General features: G+C 71.9%; 15 protein-coding genes. 12 read left to right on the top strand and 3 right to left on the bottom strand.

Annotated elements, in window-relative coordinates:
• Positions 1-40 precede the first annotated feature (40 nt).
• From IE108_RS23390 to IE108_RS23365, 6 genes are all read left to right on the top strand, one after another.
• Positions 41-1,675, top strand: a complete 1,635-nt coding sequence (locus tag IE108_RS23390) for a DUF4192 domain-containing protein (RefSeq protein ID WP_064730197.1) — start codon at positions 41-43, stop codon at positions 1,673-1,675.
• Between the two features lie 174 nt (positions 1,676-1,849).
• Positions 1,850-2,608 (top strand): NUDIX hydrolase, encoded by a 759-nt coding sequence (locus IE108_RS23385; RefSeq protein WP_064730198.1) that lies wholly within the window; start codon positions 1,850-1,852, stop codon positions 2,606-2,608.
• 68 nt (positions 2,609-2,676) lie between these two features.
• A complete protein-coding gene (locus tag IE108_RS23380) occupies positions 2,677-4,755 on the top strand; it encodes an ABC transporter ATP-binding protein (protein ID WP_064731995.1) in 2,079 nt (692 codons plus the stop codon).
• 161 nt (positions 4,756-4,916) lie between these two features.
• Positions 4,917-5,804, top strand: coding sequence for a sporulation transcriptional regulator WhiH (whiH, locus tag IE108_RS23375; RefSeq protein WP_064730199.1), 888 nt, complete (start codon positions 4,917-4,919; stop codon positions 5,802-5,804).
• A 435-nt stretch (positions 5,805-6,239) separates the two neighbouring features.
• Complete coding sequence (locus tag IE108_RS23370; RefSeq protein WP_064731996.1) at positions 6,240-7,778, top strand: RNA polymerase sigma factor; 1,539 nt, start codon at positions 6,240-6,242, stop codon at positions 7,776-7,778.
• Positions 7,779-7,910: 132 nt separating this feature from the next.
• Entirely contained in the window at positions 7,911-8,777 is an 867-nt protein-coding gene (locus IE108_RS23365; protein ID WP_064730200.1) for a S1 family peptidase, read from the top strand.
• A gap of 117 nt (positions 8,778-8,894) precedes the next feature.
• Here the strand turns inward: IE108_RS23365 and IE108_RS23360 are convergent, their stop codons facing one another.
• Positions 8,895-9,125: a DUF7455 domain-containing protein gene (locus IE108_RS23360; RefSeq protein WP_007445070.1), complete on the bottom strand. Its 231-nt coding sequence runs from the start codon at positions 9,123-9,125 to the stop codon at positions 8,895-8,897.
• A gap of 440 nt (positions 9,126-9,565) precedes the next feature.
• Here IE108_RS23360 and IE108_RS23355 point away from each other — a divergent pair, with 440 nt between their 5' ends.
• The 6 genes from IE108_RS23355 (at position 9,566) to IE108_RS23330 (ending at position 16,603) form a co-directional block, all read left to right on the top strand.
• Entirely contained in the window at positions 9,566-11,689 is a 2,124-nt protein-coding gene (locus IE108_RS23355) for a DNA gyrase/topoisomerase IV subunit B (RefSeq protein WP_064730201.1), read from the top strand.
• Between the two features lie 333 nt (positions 11,690-12,022).
• Positions 12,023-12,538 (top strand): hypothetical protein, encoded by a 516-nt coding sequence (locus IE108_RS23350; RefSeq protein WP_064730202.1) that lies wholly within the window; start codon positions 12,023-12,025, stop codon positions 12,536-12,538.
• Positions 12,535-13,689 (top strand): sensor histidine kinase, encoded by a 1,155-nt coding sequence (locus IE108_RS23345; RefSeq protein WP_064730203.1) that lies wholly within the window; start codon positions 12,535-12,537, stop codon positions 13,687-13,689. The genes IE108_RS23350 and IE108_RS23345 overlap by 4 nt, the downstream gene beginning before the upstream one ends.
• Positions 13,686-14,369 (top strand): response regulator transcription factor, encoded by a 684-nt coding sequence (locus IE108_RS23340; RefSeq protein WP_064730204.1) that lies wholly within the window; start codon positions 13,686-13,688, stop codon positions 14,367-14,369. Before IE108_RS23345 ends, IE108_RS23340 begins: the two co-directional genes overlap by 4 nt.
• Before the next feature lie 69 nt (positions 14,370-14,438).
• The gene (locus IE108_RS23335) at positions 14,439-15,014 is read left to right on the top strand and encodes a DUF485 domain-containing protein (protein WP_064730205.1); all 576 of its coding nucleotides are present in this window, start codon (positions 14,439-14,441) and stop codon (positions 15,012-15,014) included.
• Entirely contained in the window at positions 15,011-16,603 is a 1,593-nt protein-coding gene (locus tag IE108_RS23330) for a monocarboxylic acid transporter (protein WP_064730206.1), read from the top strand. The genes IE108_RS23335 and IE108_RS23330 overlap by 4 nt, the downstream gene beginning before the upstream one ends.
• 28 nt (positions 16,604-16,631) lie before the next feature.
• On the opposite strand, the gene IE108_RS23325 is transcribed toward IE108_RS23330, so the two are convergent.
• Entirely contained in the window at positions 16,632-17,312 is a 681-nt protein-coding gene (locus IE108_RS23325) for a response regulator (RefSeq protein WP_064730207.1), read from the bottom strand.
• The gene (locus tag IE108_RS23320) at positions 17,309-18,997 is read right to left on the bottom strand and encodes a sensor histidine kinase (protein ID WP_064730208.1); all 1,689 of its coding nucleotides are present in this window, start codon (positions 18,995-18,997) and stop codon (positions 17,309-17,311) included. The genes IE108_RS23325 and IE108_RS23320 overlap by 4 nt, the downstream gene beginning before the upstream one ends.
• Positions 18,998-19,017 lie beyond the last annotated feature (20 nt).

Raw genomic sequence — 19,017 nt, 5'->3', positions numbered from 1 at the left:
GGGCAAAGCGGAACTTCTCGATCCGCGAGATCGTCGGGCCATGACGAACCACAGCGAAACAACCGGATCCTCTGAGAACGGGGACATCCCGCGCCCCACGCAGCCGATCGGAAAGGCCCTGGTCCCGGGCGTCCCCGGCGGGGACGAACACCAGGTCACCCTGCGCACCCCGGCCGAGCTGGCCGACGCCCTGCCCTATCTCCTGGGGTACCGGCCGGAGGACAGCATCGTCCTGGCCGCTCTCCGGGACAGGGAGGGCCGCGGGCGCTTCGGCGGCCGCGCGCGGCTCGGCATTCCCGCGAGCGCGGACGACTGGACGCCCGCAGCGCGACAGTTGGTGCATGGCTTGGTCACCGGCAGTGAACGCCGGGGTGTCCGGCCCGAGCAGATGGTCGCCTACCTCTGCCAGGAGCCGGCGCCCGGGGAGACCGGCCGGGAGGTGATGGAGCGACTGCGGCCGCTCGCCCAGCGGTTGCGAGTGGAGTGCGGTGCTCTCGACGTGCCCGTGGTCGAGGCGCTGTGCATCTCGGCCGGCCGCTTCTGGTCGTACTGCTGCGACGATCAGACCTGCTGCCCGGCCGAAGGCCTGCCCATGGGTCTGCCGGGGACCTCGGTGCTCGCGGCGGCGGCCACCTACGCCGGCATCCAGGTGCGCGGCTCGCTGAGCGACCTGCGGGCGCGGCTGCTGCCCGGGGAGAACGCGTCGTCTGCTGCGCAGACCGCCGCCCTGGACGCCGCCGCCACGACCCTGGTCGCGCGGATCCTCGACGCCGAGGGCCGTTCGGAGGTGGCCCGGGAGACGCTGGAGACGGCGGAGCGGGTCCTGCGCCGCCTCGCCGGAGCCCCGCCGGTGTCAGGTGTACCGGCCGAGGACCTCCGCGACGACCACCTGCTGGGACACGACGAAGCGGCAGCCCTGATCCTCGGCCTCCAGGACCGCACGACCCGCGACCGGGCGGCCGGGTGGATGGAGGGCGACGAGGCGGCACCGGCGCTGCGCCTGTGGCGGGCCCTCGCCCGCCGCTGCGTCGGTCCGTACGGCGAGCACGCGGCCGCGCCGCTCACTCTCGCGGGCTGGGTCGCCTGGTCGACCGGTGACGAACTGGAGGCGCGAGAGGCCCTGGCCATGGCGCTCGGCGCTGACCCCGACTACCTCTTCGCCCGGCTCCTGCACCAGGCGTGCAACGAGGGCCTGGACCCCGAGTCGATCCGCCGCTGCCTGCGCGCCGAACGCGAGGATCGCGCGGGCGCGGGCCATGGCGGAGAGGGGGAGTCCGTGTCGGGCGAGGAAGGCGGACGCGGGGGAGGTGCCGGCCCAGGGGGAGGCGCCAGTCAGGGCGGAGGCGCCGGGGTCGACGGGGACGGGCAGACCGGCGTCACCGGGCTCCGCGAGCCGTGTGAGCGAGGCGAGCCGTCACTGGCTCCTCAGCAGCAGCCCTCCGGTCGCCGGCGCCGCACACGCGGGCCCAACTCGGCGGACGCTGCCCGGCGCCGGGCGCAGACGGCGAGCCGCGAACCGAGGGCGGACGTCGTGCGCCCACGCTCCTCGGCGGGCACCGACCGTCCCGGAGTCCCGCATGCGGGCCGGTCGCGTCCGCGCACCCCGGGGTCGTCCGCAGCGGGGCGAAGCGGCAGCCGCTCCGAGGAGGCGCGCGCCAGGGGACACCGGAGCTGAGGAGGTGGGGAGTAGCGAGGCGGTGGAGGCCAAGGGTGCATCCCACCTGGGCTGAGGTGCTCTTACCCCGCCCCTGCGAGGGGTCGGCGGGCCCCTTGCGGACTGAAGTGGATCAGGGTGCGAAGCGTCCGAGAAGGGAGTGCTTATCGTCAGGCAGACGACTATGATCGCCGCATGCCCTACGACCCGTCAGCCTTTCCGCCTTTCGCCGTCACCGTGGACCTGGTCGTGCTGACCGTGCGCCGCCACTCCCTGTGCGCGCTGGCGGTGCGCAGGGGAGAGACGCCGTTCCAGGGGCGCTGGGCCCTGCCCGGAGGCTTCGTACGGGAGGACGAGGACCTGGCCCAGGCGGCGGCGCGCGAGCTGGCCGAGGAGACGGGGCTGTGCGTCCACGACCCGGCCGCGCCCGCCCAGGACGACGGCGCTCACCTGGAGCAGCTCGCGACCTACGGCGACCCGGACCGGGACCCGCGGATGCGTGTGGTCAGCGTCGCCCACCTGGCGCTCGCCCCCGACCTGCCCGCACCCCGCGCGGGCGGCGACGCGAGCAACGCGCGCTGGGCCCCGGTCGAGGAACTGCTGGAACAGAGCGGCTACGGGCGCACCGGTGAGCCGCCCGCGCCCCTCGCCTTCGACCACGCCCAGATCCTGGCGGACGGTGTGGAGCGGGCCCGTTCCAAGATCGAGTACTCCTCCCTGGCGACCGCGTTCTGCCCTCCGGAGTTCACCGTCGGCGAGCTGCGCCGCGTCTACGAGGCGGTGTGGAGCGTGGCCCTGGACCCGCGCAACTTCCACCGCAAGGTGACGGGTACGCCCGGATTCCTCGTCCCCACCGGCGGCACGACCACCCGCCAGGGCGGCCGTCCCGCCCAGCTCTTCCGGGCCGGCGGCGCGACACTCCTCAACCCCCCGATGCTGCGTCCCGAGGTGTGAGGGCTCCTCGCCCCCGTTAGGCCCTGCGGTGCCCGAAAAACCGGATATGGCGCGCTATCTTGCTGCGGGTGATCCAGGCCTTCGGACTGACCAGCAATCCCCGCAAGGAGCTTCCGCCCGCCGTCGACGACGTCTCCTTCGAAGTGCGTGCGGGCCGCGTCACGGCACTGCTCGGAGCGTCCGGTGCCGGTAAGACGACCGTGCTCAGACTCATGCTCGAGCTGCAACACGGGCGTGGCCTCACCCACTTCAGAGGCCGCCCCCTGCACCGCATCGCCCACCCCTCGCGCGAGGTAGGCGTCCTCCTCGGAGACGTCCCCGGGCATCCCGGCCGCACCGTGCGCGGCCACCTCCGCATGCTGTGCGCGGCGGCGGGGGTCCCCGTCCAACGGGCCGACGAAGTCATGGAGTCCGTCGAACTCCTCAGCCTGCGCGACGAGCGGCTCGGCACCCTCTCCCGGGGGATGGACCGTCGCCTGGGACTGGCCTGCGCGCTCGTCGCCGACCCGCACACCCTGGTGTTCGACGACCCCGTGGGCGCCCTCTCCGTGCGCGAGGCGCGCCGGCTCCACAGAGCTTTGCGTGCGCACGCCGTCCAGGGCGGCACGGTCCTGTTCAGCACCGCTGACCCCAAGGAGGCCGCGCGGGCCGCCGACCACGTCGTCACGCTGGAGCAGGGCAGAGTCGTCGCCGACCAGGAAGCGGTGGACTTCGCCCGTACCCGGCTGCGCCCGCGCGTGGCGGTCCGCACCCCGCACGCCGCGCGCCTCGGTGCCCTGCTGGCCCAAGAGGCACGCTCGGCACGCCGTTCCGTCGAAGTCGTACGCGAGGGCGGCAACCGGCTCGCGGTGTACGGCAGTACGTGCGCGGACATCGGCGAGGCCGCGTTCCGGCACAGGATCCTCGTACATCAACTGGCTGACGAGGTGGGGGACATGGGGCCCGGCGCGGGCGTCGGAGACGAAGCCTGGGCCGGTGACGGTGGGAGTGCCGGCGTCCCCTCGGCTCGGCAGCGGGCGGCGGACGGTGAGCGTGCGCCGGCTCCCCGCAGGCCGACGGTCGCCCGCCCCTCACCCACCGGGCCACCGCGCCCCACGGCGACGGATCCTCCGTCGGCCGGTTCCGCGGAGGCCGACGAAAGAGCCCTCGATGCCGGCCGCGGTGCCGGTGCGGCAGTGCCGCAAGCTTCCGCGGCCGGTACCGACCAACCCGCCGCCCCCGGAAATCCACACCCTCCGGTGGCCGAGCGCACCCCGCACGAAGCCGCCGAGGTGCCCGGCTCCATCGCCCGGCGCGGGTCGACGCAACGCACGCACGCCACCCTCGCCCCCGGAACGACGGCGTCCACCCTTCCGCCGCCCATCTCGGTACGCTCCGCCCCCAGCCCGCTCCGCCCGCTGCGCTACGAGATCCGCCGTGCCCTGGGCATCAGTACCGGGTTCGTCGTCGGCGCCGTCGTGCTCGTCGTGTCCGCGGTGATGGCCGTGATTTTGGCCAGGATCGGTCACACTCCGCAGGCCCGGCTCCTTGCCGCGTGGCCACGGGAGCTGCCCCTGCCGCCCGCGGCGCTCGGCGCGGGGCTGCTCGGCGCGCTCTCCTTCGGCGACGAGTTCCGCCACCCCGCCCTGGCCGCGGACCGGGGCACCGTGCCGCGCAGGCTTGGGCTGCTGACCGCGAAACTTCTCGTGTCCGCCGCCGTGGCACTCGTACTGGCGGCTCTGGCGGCAGGTACCAACGCCGAAGTGCTGCATCTGTTCTACGGGCGAGAACTCGCGCGAATCCCCTCCGACTGGTCCGCACTGGGCGCCGGTTGGGCCGCGCTCGTCGTCGGGTGTGCCTGGGCCGGCGTGCTGGCCGCCGGTCTCTTCCGTTCCACCACCGCCGGACTCGCCGCGGTGGTCGCCGTTCCGGTCGTCGTGGTGCCCCTCGTACAGAAGGTCTGGGAGGGTCCGGACGTACGGACCGCGGCCGGGTTTCCGCTGCGGGTGCGCGAGGTGCTTCTGACGCAGTGGCCGTTCGGAGGGGAGCGCTACGTGGCAGAGGTGCTGCGGGTCGTCGTCCAACCGGTGGGTGGCGCAATGACGTTGTCGCTGACCACGCTGCTCTGCGCCTACCTGCTCACGACCCTGCGCAGCAGGACGCGGTGACGGTCGTCTCACCCTTCCGGTCCGACCCTGCGCGCAACTCCCCGAGGAAAGCCCATTTCTTTCCGATAAGGCGTCAATTGCGACGGGGTGAGCGATCACCCTTTCGTGTGCTTTTCACCAAAGACCTCAAGGGAGTTGGGAACTGCGCCGACAAAGGATGCGTGAGTACCCTTGCGCACACCATGATGACCGCCGCCCGTTCCGCCGACTCAGGCCTCGTGAACCCGGGCGAACTCGACCGCTACCCCTACGCGGAGACGCCCGGCGTCGACCGCGTCGGGACCCCTTCCTGGGAAGGGGTGGAACCGGAACTGGGGCGCGTGGGCCGGCGCACCGCGGGCAACCGCGGCCGCGGACTGCACGGGCAACTCGTCCAGCAGCTTGGCCAGATGATCGTTTCGGGTGACCTCGGTGCCGACCGTCCCCTGGTGCCCGAGGAGATCGGCCAGCGTTTCGAGGTGTCCCGCACCGTTGTCCGGGAGTCGCTCCGGGTACTGGAGGCCAAGGGCCTCGTCAGCGCGCGCCCGAACGTGGGCACGCGTGTGCGCCCCGTGAGCGACTGGAACCTGCTCGACCCCGACATCATCGAATGGCGTGCCTTCGGCCCGCAGCGAGACGACCAGCGCCGCGAGCTGAGCGAGCTGCGCTGGACGATCGAGCCGCTCGCCGCGCGACTGGCGGCCGGCCACGGCCGCGAGGATGTGCAGCAGCGCCTGTCGGACATGGTCGGGATCATGGGCCACGCCATGGGCCAGGGTGACGCGCTCACCTTCTCCCGGGCCGACGCCGAGTTCCACTCGCTCCTCATCCAGGTCGCGGGCAACCGCATGCTGGACCACCTCTCGGGCATCGTCTCCGCCGCCCTCCACGTCTCCGGGGGCCCGGTCACGGGCTGTGACCGGCCGAACGACGTGTCGCTGGCCCAGCACGGCAGGATCGTCGACGCCCTCGCCGCCGGCGACGGCTCGGCGGCCGAGACGGCCATGCGCCAGCTTCTGACCGTCCACCCCGAGGTGGAACGCGTGGTGCCCGCTCCGCGCGAGCACTGACCGCGTTCCGCCGGCGCGGTCGGCCGGGCACGCCAAACCCCTCCTGTGGCAGTGCCCGGCCGGACCCCGCCACCGTCGGACCCCGTGGCGTCCCCCGTGGCGCCACGGGGTCCGGTCGTGTGATGAGAGGCTGAGACTCCGGCCTCCCTCGCGTGGCCGGGCGGGGTGAGTTGGTGATCCTCTTTATTCGTGTCTGACCGGTTTTGATCGCTTACGGGGTGTGACTCGGGCCACGCGGATTGGGCGTAACGCTCCCGGGAACAACACGATGACCTAAGAGGTGACAGCCGCGGAGGGAATACGGGCGCCGTTCACGGCGCTGTGCATCTCCCCCGGCGACGCCCGCACCGTCGGCCCATCCCCAAGCCGGTGGTCGGTTCCAGTCCGTCGTGGACGGAGCCGGAAGCCGTTTTCCAACCATCCGAGAGGTTGTTCGTGTCGGCCAGCACATCCCGTACGCTCCCGCCGGAGATCGCCGAGTCCGTCTCTGTCATGGCGCTCATTGAGCGGGGAAAGGCTGAGGGGCAGATCGCCGGCGACGACGTGCGTCGGGCCTTCGAAGCTGACCAGATTCCGGCCACTCAGTGGAAGAACGTACTGCGCAGCCTCAACCAGATCCTCGAGGAAGAGGGTGTGACGCTGATGGTCAGTGCCGCAGAGCCCAAGCGCACCCGAAAGAGCGTCGCAGCGAAGAGCCCCGCCAAGCGCACCGCCACGAAGACGGTCGCGTCCAAGGCGGTGCCCGGCAGGAAGGCCGCCGCTCCCGCCACCCCGACGGCGCCCGCCCCCGAGCCCGCCGCCGAGGAAGAGTCGGAGGCACCCGCCAAGAAGGCGGCGGCCAAGAAGACCACCGCCAAGAAGGCGGCGGTCAAGAAGACGACCGCCAAGAAGACGGCGGCCAAGAAGACCGCCGCGAAGAAGGAAGACGGCGAGCTTCCCGAGGACGAGGCGATCGAGGAGCCGAAGGCCGCGACGGAGGAGCCCGAGGGCACCGAGAACGCGGGCTTCGTGCTGTCCGACGACGACGAGGACGACGCCCCGGCCCAGCAGGTCGCGGCCGCCGGCGCCACCGCCGACCCGGTCAAGGACTACCTGAAGCAGATCGGCAAGGTCCCGCTGCTCAACGCCGAGCAGGAGGTCGAACTCGCCAAGCGCATCGAGGCGGGCCTGTTCGCCGAGGACAAGCTGGCGAACTCCGACAAGCTCGCGCCCAAGCTCAAGCGCGAGCTGGAGATCATCGCCGAGGACGGGCGCCGCGCCAAGAACCACCTCCTGGAGGCCAACCTCCGCCTGGTGGTCTCCCTGGCCAAGCGCTACACGGGTCGCGGCATGCTGTTCCTGGACCTCATCCAGGAGGGCAACCTCGGCCTGATCCGCGCGGTGGAGAAGTTCGACTACACCAAGGGCTACAAGTTCTCCACGTACGCCACCTGGTGGATCCGCCAGGCGATCACCCGCGCGATGGCCGACCAGGCGCGCACCATCCGCATCCCGGTGCACATGGTCGAGGTCATCAACAAGCTGGCCCGTGTACAGCGCCAGATGCTCCAGGACCTGGGCCGCGAGCCCACCCCGGAGGAGCTGGCCAAGGAACTCGACATGACCCCCGAGAAGGTCATCGAGGTCCAGAAGTACGGCCGCGAGCCGATCTCCCTGCACACTCCGCTGGGCGAGGACGGCGACAGCGAGTTCGGTGACCTCATCGAGGACTCCGAGGCGGTCGTCCCGGCCGACGCGGTCAGCTTCACCCTCCTGCAGGAGCAACTGCACTCCGTTCTCGACACCCTCTCCGAGCGCGAGGCCGGCGTCGTCTCCATGCGCTTCGGCCTCACCGACGGGCAGCCGAAGACCCTCGACGAGATCGGCAAGGTGTACGGCGTCACGCGCGAGCGGATCCGTCAGATCGAGTCCAAGACCATGTCGAAGCTGCGTCACCCGTCGCGCTCCCAGGTGCTTCGGGACTACCTCGACTAGGTCCTCTCCGCATCAGGCAAGGCCCGGTTCCGCTGCGGCGGAGCCGGGCCTTCGCGTTGATCAGCGGGTGCGTGCCACGGCGTACTGGATCACTCTGGGTGTCCCATGAGCACCTAGGAGTGAGGAGCCTGCATGCGTCGCCTTTCTGCCCGGGCACTGGCCCGGCCGCTGGTCCTGGCGGCCGCGGCGACCGCGATACCGCTGGGATCCGCCGCCCCCGCGTCCGCCGACAGCGTCGTCGTCGGCGGATTTCCGGTCGAAGTCGCCGACAGCCCCTGGACCGTCGCCCTGTCCAGCCGTGACCGGTTCGGGGGTACCCGGGCGGGGCAGTTCTGCGGGGGCGTGGCCGTCGGCCGGACGACCGTACTCACCGCGGCCCACTGCCTGGGCGAGGAGGTGCTCGGTTCGCCACCCGACCAGGTGGAGGACCTCAAGGTCATCGCCGGACGGACGGACCTGCTGTCCGACGAGGGCCAGGAGGTCCGCGTCAGCGCGGTCTGGGTCAACCCGGCGCACGACGACGCCGACAACTCCGGCGACTTCGCGGTGCTCACCCTCTCCGAAGCCCTTCCCGCCGGCTCGGTCGTGGGGATGGCCGCGGAGGGTGATCCCGCCTACACGCCGGACACGCAGGCGCTCGTGTACGGCTGGGGCGACGCCTCGGGGGCCGGGGACTACGCGAACGGACTGAGGGCGGCACGCGTGCGCGTGCTCCCGGACGCGAGCTGCGAGCGGGCGTACCCGGGCAGTGACGAAGGGCGCTATCTCGCGAGCAGCATGCTCTGCGCGGGCGAGGACGCCGGCGGGCGCGACGCCTGCCAGGGAGACAGCGGCGGGCCGCTGGTCGCCCAGGGCAGGCTCATCGGTCTGGTGTCCTGGGGGAGCGGCTGCGGGCGCCCCGGCAGCCCCGGGGTCTACACACGCGTCTCCTCGCTGCTGCGGACGCTGGGATGGGACGCTCCGACCGCTGCCACCAAAGGGCAGCGAGAGGGCGTCTGACGCCCTCTGAGGGGCCTTGCGGACACGAGCACGGGCGGCTGCCTCCGGGTAATACCGGAGGCAGCCGCCCGTTTCATCGGCCTTGCGCCGATTCGGCTCGTCGTCGGGCGCGTAGTGTCAGCGCTCTTCCTCGGCGGAAGAAGCCGGAACGGCCGTGAGGCGCTCCGTCTCGTCCTGTATCTCAGCGGCGATCTTCTTGAGTTCCGGCTCGAACTTGCGCCCGTGGTGGGCGCAGAAGAGCAGTTCTCCGCCGCTCAGCAGGACGACGCGCAGGTATGCCTGGGCGCCGCAGCGGTCGCAGCGATCGGCGGCCGTCAGCGGGCTTGCGGAAGTCAGAACAGTAGTCACGTCGCCTCTTCTCTAGCTCGACGAGCTGTCGTACCAGGGTCAACATCCAACCAGCCCCAAAACGTTCCCGCTCGTGGCTTTTCCTCGAAAAAACTTTCCGAGGGGCCGGCTGTTGCCGATTGGCGGCGAATGTGCCGTATTGCGTGTCTCTGTGTCGTACGGGTTCGCGCTGTCGGTCAGTGTCGGTCCGGCCGGCTGGGTTGCCGGTTTGTTCATGAGGACGTGCCCGGAGCCTAAATGGTTCATGCCTCGAAGGGAACGTGATGTGTACTTCACCCCATCGAGGGATCGAACAGGCATGCGACTCTCGACTAGGGTGAGCCGGGGACGAGGGTGGCGTTACAACGGCTCTACCAGGCCTCGGTACCCTCTGACCGGTGAACCGAGCCGCGCCCTTACCCAGCGGGGCCCCATCTGAAATTCAGCGAGGAGCGAACCGCGTGACCGCCGAGACATCCGTGCCGTCCACTGCGCTGCTGGCAGGAGCAGACCGGGACGGATCCAACTACACCGCGCGGCACCTGCTCGTCCTCGAGGGGCTCGAGGCCGTACGCAAGCGCCCGGGCATGTACATCGGATCCACCGACAGCCGCGGCCTGATGCACTGCCTGTGGGAGATCATCGACAATTCCGTCGACGAAGCCCTGGGCGGATACTGCGACCACATCGAGGTGATCCTCCACGACGACGCCTCGGTGGAGGTCAGGGACAACGGGCGGGGCATCCCCGTCGACGTCGAGCCCAAGACCGGTCTGTCGGGCGTCGAGGTCGTCATGACCAAGCTGCACGCCGGCGGCAAGTTCGGCGGCGGCTCCTACGCAGCCTCCGGCGGCCTGCACGGCGTGGGCGCCTCCGTGGTGAACGCGCTGTCCGCCCGCCTGGACATCGAGGTCGACCGCAACGGGCACACCAACGCCATCAGCTTCCGGCGCGGTGTCCCCGGCGCGTTCGCCGGGAGGGGACCGGAGGGGAAGTTCGAGGCCGGCAGCGGGCTGCGCAAGGCCAAGAAGATCCCCAAGAGCCGCACCGGCACGCGCGTGCGGTACTGGGCGGACCGCCAGATCTTCCTCAAGGACGCCAAGCTCTCCCTGGACACGCTGCACCAGCGGGCCCGCCAGACCGCCTTCCTGGTGCCCGGGCTGACCATCGTCGTGCGCGACGAGTTCGGCCTCGGCGACGGCGGCAGCAAGGGTGAGGAGTCCTTCCGCTTCGACGGGGGAATCAGCGAGTTCTGCGAGTTCCTGGCCAGTGACCGGCCCGTCTGCGACGTCCTCCGCTTCAGCGGACAGGGCAGCTTCAAGGAGACCGTCCCGGTCCTCGACGAGCACGGTCAGATGACGCCCACCGAGGTCACCCGCGACCTCGGTGTCGACGTCGCGATGCGCTGGGGCACCGGGTACGACACCACCCTCAAGTCGTTCGTGAACATCATCGCCACGCCCAAGGGCGGCACCCACGTCGCCGGCTTCGAGCAGGCGGTGGCCAAGACGATGAACGAGGTGCTGCGGACCAAGAAGATGCTCCGCGTCGCCGAGGACGACATCGTCAAGGACGACGCCCTGGAGGGGCTCACGGCGGTTGTCACCGTGCGCCTCGCCGAGCCCCAGTTCGAGGGGCAGACCAAGGAGGTGCTCGGCACCTCGGCGGCCCGCCGGATCGTGAACAATGTGATCACCAAGGAACTCAAGGCGTTCCTGACCTCCACCAAGCGGGACGCCGCCCAGCAGGCCCGTGTGGTGATGGAGAAGGCCGTCGCCGCCGCGCGCACGCGGATCGCGGCCCGCCAGCACAAGGACGCGCAGCGCCGCAAGACGGCCCTTGAGTCGTCCTCGCTCCCGGCGAAGCTCGCCGACTGCCGCAGCGACGACGTCGACCGCAGCGAACTGTTCATCGTCGAGGGAGACTCCGCGCTGGGAACGGCCAAGCTCGCCCGGAACTCGGAGTTCCAGGCGCTGCTGCCGATCCGCGGCAAGATCCTCAACGTGCAGAAGTCGTCCGTGACCGACATGCTCAAGAACGCCGAGTGCGGTGCGATCATCCAGGTCATAGGAGCGGGCTCGGGCCGCACCTTCGACATCGACACGGCCCGCTACGGCAAGATCATCATGATGACCGACGCCGATGTGGACGGCTCCCACATCCGCACCCTGCTGCTCACCCTGTTCCACCGCTACATGCGGCCCATGGTGGAGGCCGGCCGGGTCTTCGCCGCGGTGCCCCCTCTGCACCGCATCGAGCTGGTCCAGCCGAAGAAGGGGCAGGACAAGTACGTCTACACGTACTCGGACCGCGAGCTGCGCGACAAGCTCATGGAGTTCCAGAGCAAGAACATCCGGTACAAGGACTCGATCCAGCGCTACAAGGGCCTCGGTGAGATGGACGCCGACCAGCTGGCCGAGACGACCATGGACCCGCGCCGCCGCACCCTGCGCCGGATCAACCTGACCGACCTGGAGTCCGCCGAGCAGGTCTTCGACCTGCTGATGGGCAACGACGTCGCCCCCCGCAAGGAGTTCATCTCCAACTCGGCGGCGACCCTGGACCGGTCGCGCATCGACGCGTGACCGCCTGCATCCGCCGAGCCGGGCCCGGGAGCGAATCCGGGCCCGGCTCGGCCGTGTGGGGATGCCGGTCCTGCCCGGGCCCCCACCGAGGAGCCGCGCGACGCCATGAACGGGGCGGGCCCGCGCAGGCCGGTGCCCGTCCGCGGAGCACCGACCGGGCCCGCACGGGCCGTCCCCCGCCCTCTCCACCTCCGGGTGGAGACGCGCAAGGCGCCAGCCTCCACCCATGATCCACCCCGGGTCCGATCCCGTGACCAGGCGATTTCCGTAACGTCGAAGGCGCCGGCGGGATCCGCCGCCGGCATCATCCCTTTGCACGCTCACGGAGGCACGATGTCCGCGCTCGTCGACGCGTTGGTGATCACGGCGGTGGCCGGTCTGGTGATCGCCCGCCAGTTCCGCCTCAGCCGCGTCGACACGGGCCGGCGCTGGTGGGTGCTGCCCGCGGTGCTGGCCGTCCTCGCCCTGCGCGAACCCGGCATGATCGACGCCCATCACCGGACCGCCTCCGTACTGCTCCTCGCCGCCGAAATGGTCGTCGCCCTGGCCACCGGGGCCGCCTGGGCCTGGACCACCCGCACGTGGAAGGAGCCGGACGGCGCCGTGTGGAGCCGGGGCACCCGGGCGAGCGTCGCGGTGTGGGCCGGCGGCATCGGGCTACGCGCCGTCCTCTTCGCCCTCGGCACCGTCCTCGGAGTCCGTCAGGACAGCTCCGCCCTGCTCCTCGCCCTCGCCGGCACCCTGCTGGTCCGCTCCGGCGTACTGGCCTGGCGCGTCCGGACCCCGAGCCCCACCGTGCCCGCGTACGGTGCCGCAGTGTCCCGGCCCGCCTGGAAGGAGCCCGCGTGACGGAGAACGTCTGGACGAGGTGGCCCTCCAAGGAAGCGCTCCGCCACGAGGGCGTCTCGACCCCCCGCCGCCTGCTGGCCCGGACCGTGCGCCTCGTGGTGCTCGGGGCACTGCTCTGGGGGGCCTTCACGAGCAGCCGTGTGCACGGCTGGGGCGCGATCGCGGCCGTCGCCGGACTGCTGACGGCGGTGTCCCTCGCCTGGGCCTTTTCCCGCACCACGCTCGCGCACCGGATGGGGCCCTCCCTGGTGCTCCTGGCCGCCCTGCTGGGGGTCGCCTTCGCGGCGCAGAGCACCGGCTTCCGGGTGCCGGCCCTGGTCATCTGGTGCGCGGGCTCCGTCGCGGCGCTGGAGAGGCTGCCCCTTGCGGCGGCACTGCCCATGACCGCGGTGGGGCTGACCTCGTACGCCGTCGCCACGGACGACCCGTGGCTGCCCACCCTGGCGACGACGGCGGGGCTGGCCCTCGCCGGCTACGTGCTGAGGCTGGACGCCGAGGCCAGAGGCGGGGCGATACGCCTGCTGGCGCAGGAGCGCGCCGCGCGGGCGGCCGAGGCGGAGTCCGCGGCGCTCGCCGAGCGGGCCCGCATCGCCCGGGAGATCCACGACGTACTGGCGCACAGCCTCTCCGCTCAACTCGTGCACCTGGAGGCGGCCCGGCTGCTGATCGAGCGGGATGCGGACCGGCAGCAGATTCTCGACCGGGTGGTGGCGGCGCGCGGCATGGCCCGCGACGGGCTGGCGGAGACCCGGCAGGCGCTCTCCGCCCTGCGCGGTGAGCTGACGCCGCTGGAGGACTTCCTGTCCCACCTCGTCCGGACGACCGAGACCGACGCCGAGGTCACCATTACGGGGGACCGCAGGGCCCTTCCGGCGGAGGCGTCGCAGGCCGTGCGCCGGGTGGCCCAGGAAGCGCTGACCAACGCCCGCAAGCACGCCCCGGGCGCCAGGGTGCGGGTGCGCCTGGACTACGGCGTCCATGAGGTGATGCTGGACGTGCGGGACTCGGGCGGACCGGCCGGCGAGCTCACCACCACCGGAGGTGGGTACGGTCTGCTCGGCATGCGGGAGCGTGCCGAGCTGCTGGGTGGCTCGCTGAGGGCGGGCCCGGGCGAGGAGGGGTTCGTGGTGACCTTGAAGGTGCCGGTATGACGGAGGAGGGCGGGGAGGCGCCCGCGCGCGTGGTCGTCGCGGACGACCAGACCGTGGTGCGGGAGGGGATCGTGATGCTCCTCGGACTGTTGCCCGGCGTCGAGGTGGTCGGCGCGGCGGGGGACGGCGAGGAGGCGGTGCGCCTGGTCGCGGAACTCGCCCCGGACGTCGTGCTGATGGACCTGCGCATGCCTCGCTGCGACGGTGTCGAGGCGACCCGCAGAATCCGCGCCGAGCACCCCGGGACCCAGGTCGTCGTGCTCACCACGTACGCGGACGACGAGTCGCTGTTCCCGGCGCTGACGGCGGGTGCCCGCGGCTATCTCACCAAGGACGCGGGCGGGGACGAGATCGTCCGGGCGGTGCGCAGTGTGCTGTCCGGGGACGCGGGGCTCTCGCCGAGCATCCAGCGGCGCCTGCTGGAGCGCCTCTCCGAGTCCGAGCCCCGGCCGGGCGGGCCGCAAGAGCCGCCGGACGGTCTCACCACCCGGGAGACCGAGGTCCTGGTCCTGATCGCGGAAGGGCTCAACAACCAGCAGATCGCGAGCAGACTGCACGTCTCCACGGCGACCGTGAAGACCCACATCAACAATCTGTTCGCCAAGACGGGGCTCAAGGACCGGGCACAGGCCGTGCGTTACGCCTACGGGAAGGGACTGGTGCCACCACCAAGGGGTTGAATCACCTGATGGGGTGAAGTGCGAGGGGAAGAAGAGTCGGGGATCTTCCCGTTCTGTCCATCCTTGGGCATGCAGTCAAGCAATGACCGTTCCCGCGGCGCCGGGAGTGGTTCCGAAAGCGTGGTCGACCCCCGTGTCGTGCCGGACCGGGCGTACGTCCAGGCGCCACAGGACCCGCGGTACGACGATCCGCGGTACGACGACCCCTGGTACGACGCGCTGGCCTCCGGCTGGGGTGAGACGGCGGACGCGGGGCCGCCCGAGCCGGCGCTGCCGCGGATGCGAGGCGAGTCGGTCGACCCTTCCCGGGACGCGGCGGAGGTGTACCTGGAGGTGCAGCGAAGCCCGGCCTTCCAGGAAGTGCGCAGCAGGTACCGGAGGTTCGTCGTGCCGGCCGTCGTCGCCTTCTTCGTCTGGTACGTCGCCTACGTGGTCGCCGCCACCACCGCACCCGAGCTGATGGCCCGGCCGGTGGCGGGAGCGGTGAACGTGGCGATGGTCGCCGGGCTGGGGCAGTTCGTCACCACGTTCGTGCTCACCTGGGCGTACGCCCGGCATGCTCGGCTGCGCAGGGACCGACCGGCGCTCGAACTGCGGTGGGACACCCAGGAACTGACCCGCGGCGCAAGAGGCGGAGTGTCATGAGCGGCGACCACCAGACGCTGGCGCTGCTGCTGTTCAGCACGTTCGTCGCCGTCACCCTGGGGATCACCACGTGGGTGAGCCGCCATCGGCAGGGGTCGGCGGAGGAGTTCTACGCCGGCGGCCGTCTCTTCTCGCCGATGGAGAATGGTTTTGCCATCGCGGGCGACTACATGTCGGCCGCGTCGTTCCTCGGCATCTCGGGGCTCATCGCGCTCTACGGGTACGACGGGATGCTGTACTCGGTGGGCTTTCTGGTGGCCTGGCTCGTCGTGCTGTTCCTCGTCGCCGAACTGGTGCGCAACTGCGGGCGGTTCACCCTGGCCGACGTCGTCGCCGCCCGGATGCGGGAGCGGCCGGTGCGGATCGCGGCCGGAACCTCCTCGGTCACGGTGTCCGTGCTGTACCTGGTGGCGCAGATGGTCGGCGCCGGCAGCCTGGTCGCGCTGCTGCTGGGCGGGACGACCGAGGCCGCGCGCACCTGGACCGTCATCGGGGTGGGCGCCCTCATGGTCGTCTACGTGTCGCTGGGCGGCATGCGCGCCACCACGTGGATTCAGATCGTGAAGGCGGTGCTGCTGCTCGGTGGCACCGTGGCCCTGACCACGCTCGTCCTGGTGCGCTTCCACGGCGACTTCGACCGGCTGCTCCGCACGGCGGCCGAGCGCAGTGGCCACGGCGAGGCGTTCCTGGCGCCGGGGCTGGCCTACGGCGGTGACTGGACCTCCCGCCTCGACTTCATAAGCCTCGGGCTGGCCCTGGTGCTGGGCACGGCCGGACTGCCGCACATCCTGTCCCGCTTCTACACGGTGCCCACGGCGCGCGCCGCCCGCCGGTCCGTCGTCTGGTCGATCGGACTCATCGGCGGTTTCTACCTGATGACGATCGTCCTCGGCTTCGGCGCGGCCGCCCTCGTCGGACCGGACGCCGTACGCGCGTCGAACGCGGCCGGCAACACGGCGGTCCCGCTGCTCGCCCTCGACCTGGGCGGCGGCGCGGGCTCCACCGGCGGAACGGTGCTGTTCGCGGTCGTCGCCGCCATCGCCTTCGCCACCATCCTCGCGGTGGTCGCCGGCATCACCCTCGCCTCCTCGGCGTCCGTGGCCCACGACCTGTACGCGTCCCTGCGGCGTCGCCGGGCCGAGCCGCGCAGCGAGGTCGCCGTGGCCAGGGTCGCCGCCGTGGGAATCGGTGCCGTCGCGATCGGACTGGGCCTCCTGGCCCGTGACCTCAACGTCGCCTTCCTGGTGGGCCTCGCCTTCGCCGTCGCCGCCTCCGCGAACCTGCCGGTGCTGCTCTACTCGTTGTTCTGGCGGGGCTTCACCACGCGCGGAGCGGTGTGGTCCGTGTACGGCGGTCTGGTCCCCGCCGTCGTACTCGTGCTGCTGTCCCCGGTGGTGTCGGGCAGCCCGCAGTCGCTCTTCCCGGACGTCGACTTCCAGTACTTCCCGCTGCAGAACCCGGGACTGGTCTCGGTCCCCCTGGGCTTCCTCGCCGGCTGGCTGGGCACGGTCACCTCGCCGGAGCTCCCGGACGAGGCGAAGCACGCCGAGACGGAGGTGCGGTCGCTGACCGGGGCGGGAGCCGTGTAGCGGGCGGCCGTGCGGCCCCGGCGCGGGCTCAGGTGCGGGTCGCCCACGCGTAGCGGTGCTCGGGGCGGCCCGCGTCACCGTACTTGAGCGTCAGGGTGGCTCGTCCCGTGCGCTCCAGGAGCTTGAGATAGCGCTGTGCGGTCTGACGGCTCACCCCGGTCCGTTCGGCGATCTCCTGGGCGGAGAGCGGCCCGTCGGACCGCAGCAGGCACTGGCGCACCAGCTCGGCGGTGGTGGGGGAGTGCCCCTTGGGCAGCCCCGGGTCGGACGGCGCCGACAGGGCGCCGAAGATGCGGTCCACCTCCGCCTGCTCCGCCTCACCGCCGCCTTCGAGGGTGCGCCGCAGCTCGGCGTAGGCCGCCAGCTTGGCGCGGAGCCCCGCGAATGCGAACGGTTTCACCAAGTACTGGAGCGCGCCCTGCCGCATCGCCGCCTGCACGGTCGACACGTCCCGGGCGGCCGTCACCATGATCACGTCCGTCTGGAGGCCGCGCCGCCGCATCTCCTGGACGACCTCCAGACCGGTCCGGTCGGGCAGGTAGTGGTCGAGCAGGATCAGATCGACGCGGGGCAGCCGTTCCACGCCGCGCAGCGCCTCCTCGGCGCTGTGCGCCTCGCCGGCGACGTGGAAGCCCGGCACCTTCTCGACGTAGGCGGCGTTGACCCGCGCCACGCGCGTGTCGTCGTCCACGACCAGGACCTCGATCATCGGGACTCCTCCTCGGCGGCGGGGTTCGCGCCGGCGGCGTTCGCGGTGACGGTCACCGCGTGGTCGGGCTTCGGGCCGGCTTCCGCGAGCGCCTCGGGCAGCACGACGACGAACTCCGCGCCCCCGCCGTACGCCGCGTCGACCGTGGCGCTGCCGCCCTGCCTCTCGGCCAGCCTGCGCACCAGCGACAGCCCGATACCCCGCTGACGGTGCGCGGGCGGCTCCTTGGTGGACCAGCCCGCCGTGAACACCAGCTCGCGGTCCTCCACCGGAACCCCGGGGCCCGTGTCGCGGACGCGGAGGGTCACGGTGCGTCCCTCCGCGCGCAGTTCGACCTCCACGCGCGCGTGCGGTCCACCCGCGGCGGCGTCCAGGGCGTTGTCCACCAGATTTCCGACGACGGTGACCAGCCCCCGGGGATCGACCAGCCGGTCCGGCAGCCGCGTCCGGTCGGACACCCGCAGGGCCACGCCGCGCTCCGCCGCGACGGTCGCCTTGCCGACCAGCATGGCGGCGAGCAGCGGGTCCTGGATCCGCTCCGTGATCTGCTCCGCCGTCACCCGGTGATCGCCGACCACCTCTCCGACGAACTCCACTGCGTCGTCGTACATCTCCAGTTCGAGCAGTCCGAGCAAGGTGTGCATGCGGTTGGCGTGCTCGTGGTCCTGCGCGCGCAGCGCGTCGATCAGGCCGCGCGTCGAGTCCAGCTCCCGGCCGAGCTGCTCCAGCTCCGTGCGGTCGCGCAGCGTGGCCACGGCACCGCCGTCGTCGGTGGGCATCCGGTTCGCGACCAGGACCCGCCGGCCGCGGACGGTCAGCAGGTCGGTGCCGGTCACCCGGCCCGCCAGGACGTCGGCCGTGCGCCCCGTGCCGAGGGCCTCGTCGGGAGACCGGCCGACCGCCTCGGCGCCGACGCCGAGCAACCGCTGCGCCTCGTCGTTGAGCAGCCGCACCCTGCCGCCGCGGTCCAGCGCGACCACGCCTTCCCGGATGCCGTGCAGCATCGCCTCCCGCTCCGCGAGCAGCCCCGCGATGTCCGAGAAGGCCAGGTCACGGGTCTGCCGCTGCACCCGGCGGGAGATGAGCCAGGCCGCGAGCGCACCCACGGCGAGCGCGCCGCCCGCGTAGGCGAAGAGCCCGGGAACGGCGTGGATCAGCCGGGCCCGGACGCTGTCGTACGCGATGCCGACCGAGACCGCGCCCACGATGTCGCCGTCGGCGTCGCGCAGGGGCACCTTGCCGCGGGCGGAGCGGCCGAGGGTGCCGTCGTCGATCTCCATCACGTCCCGTCCGGCCAGCGCCTGACCGGGGTCGGTCGAGACGACCTCACCGATCCGCTCCGGGTCGGTGTGCGACCAGCGCACGCCCTGCCGGTCCATCACCACGACGTACTCCGCCCGCGTGGCCTTGCGGATGCGCTCCGCCTCCGTCTGCACCGGCCCGTCGGCCGCCGGACGGGTGCTCCGCAGCTCCTCCGCGACCTGCGGACGCGCGGTGGTCTGCGCGATCGCCAGCGCCCGGCGCATCGCCTGGTCGTCGAGCTGGTCGCCGAGCGGGGCCAGGAAGAGCCCGGTCGCGAGCACCGCGACCCCCGCGGCGATCGCCAGCTGCATGAGCAGGACCTGCGAGAACACCCGCCGCGGCAGGCCGAGGCGCCTGCGGCGTACGGGGGGAGTGGAGCGCATACCCAAGACCGTACGTGGGA

It is taken from the genome of Streptomyces parvulus, from assembly GCF_014648855.1.
Classification (GTDB): domain Bacteria; phylum Actinomycetota; class Actinomycetes; order Streptomycetales; family Streptomycetaceae; genus Streptomyces; species Streptomyces parvulus.
This window is presented reverse-complemented; position numbering and strand designations above follow the sequence as displayed.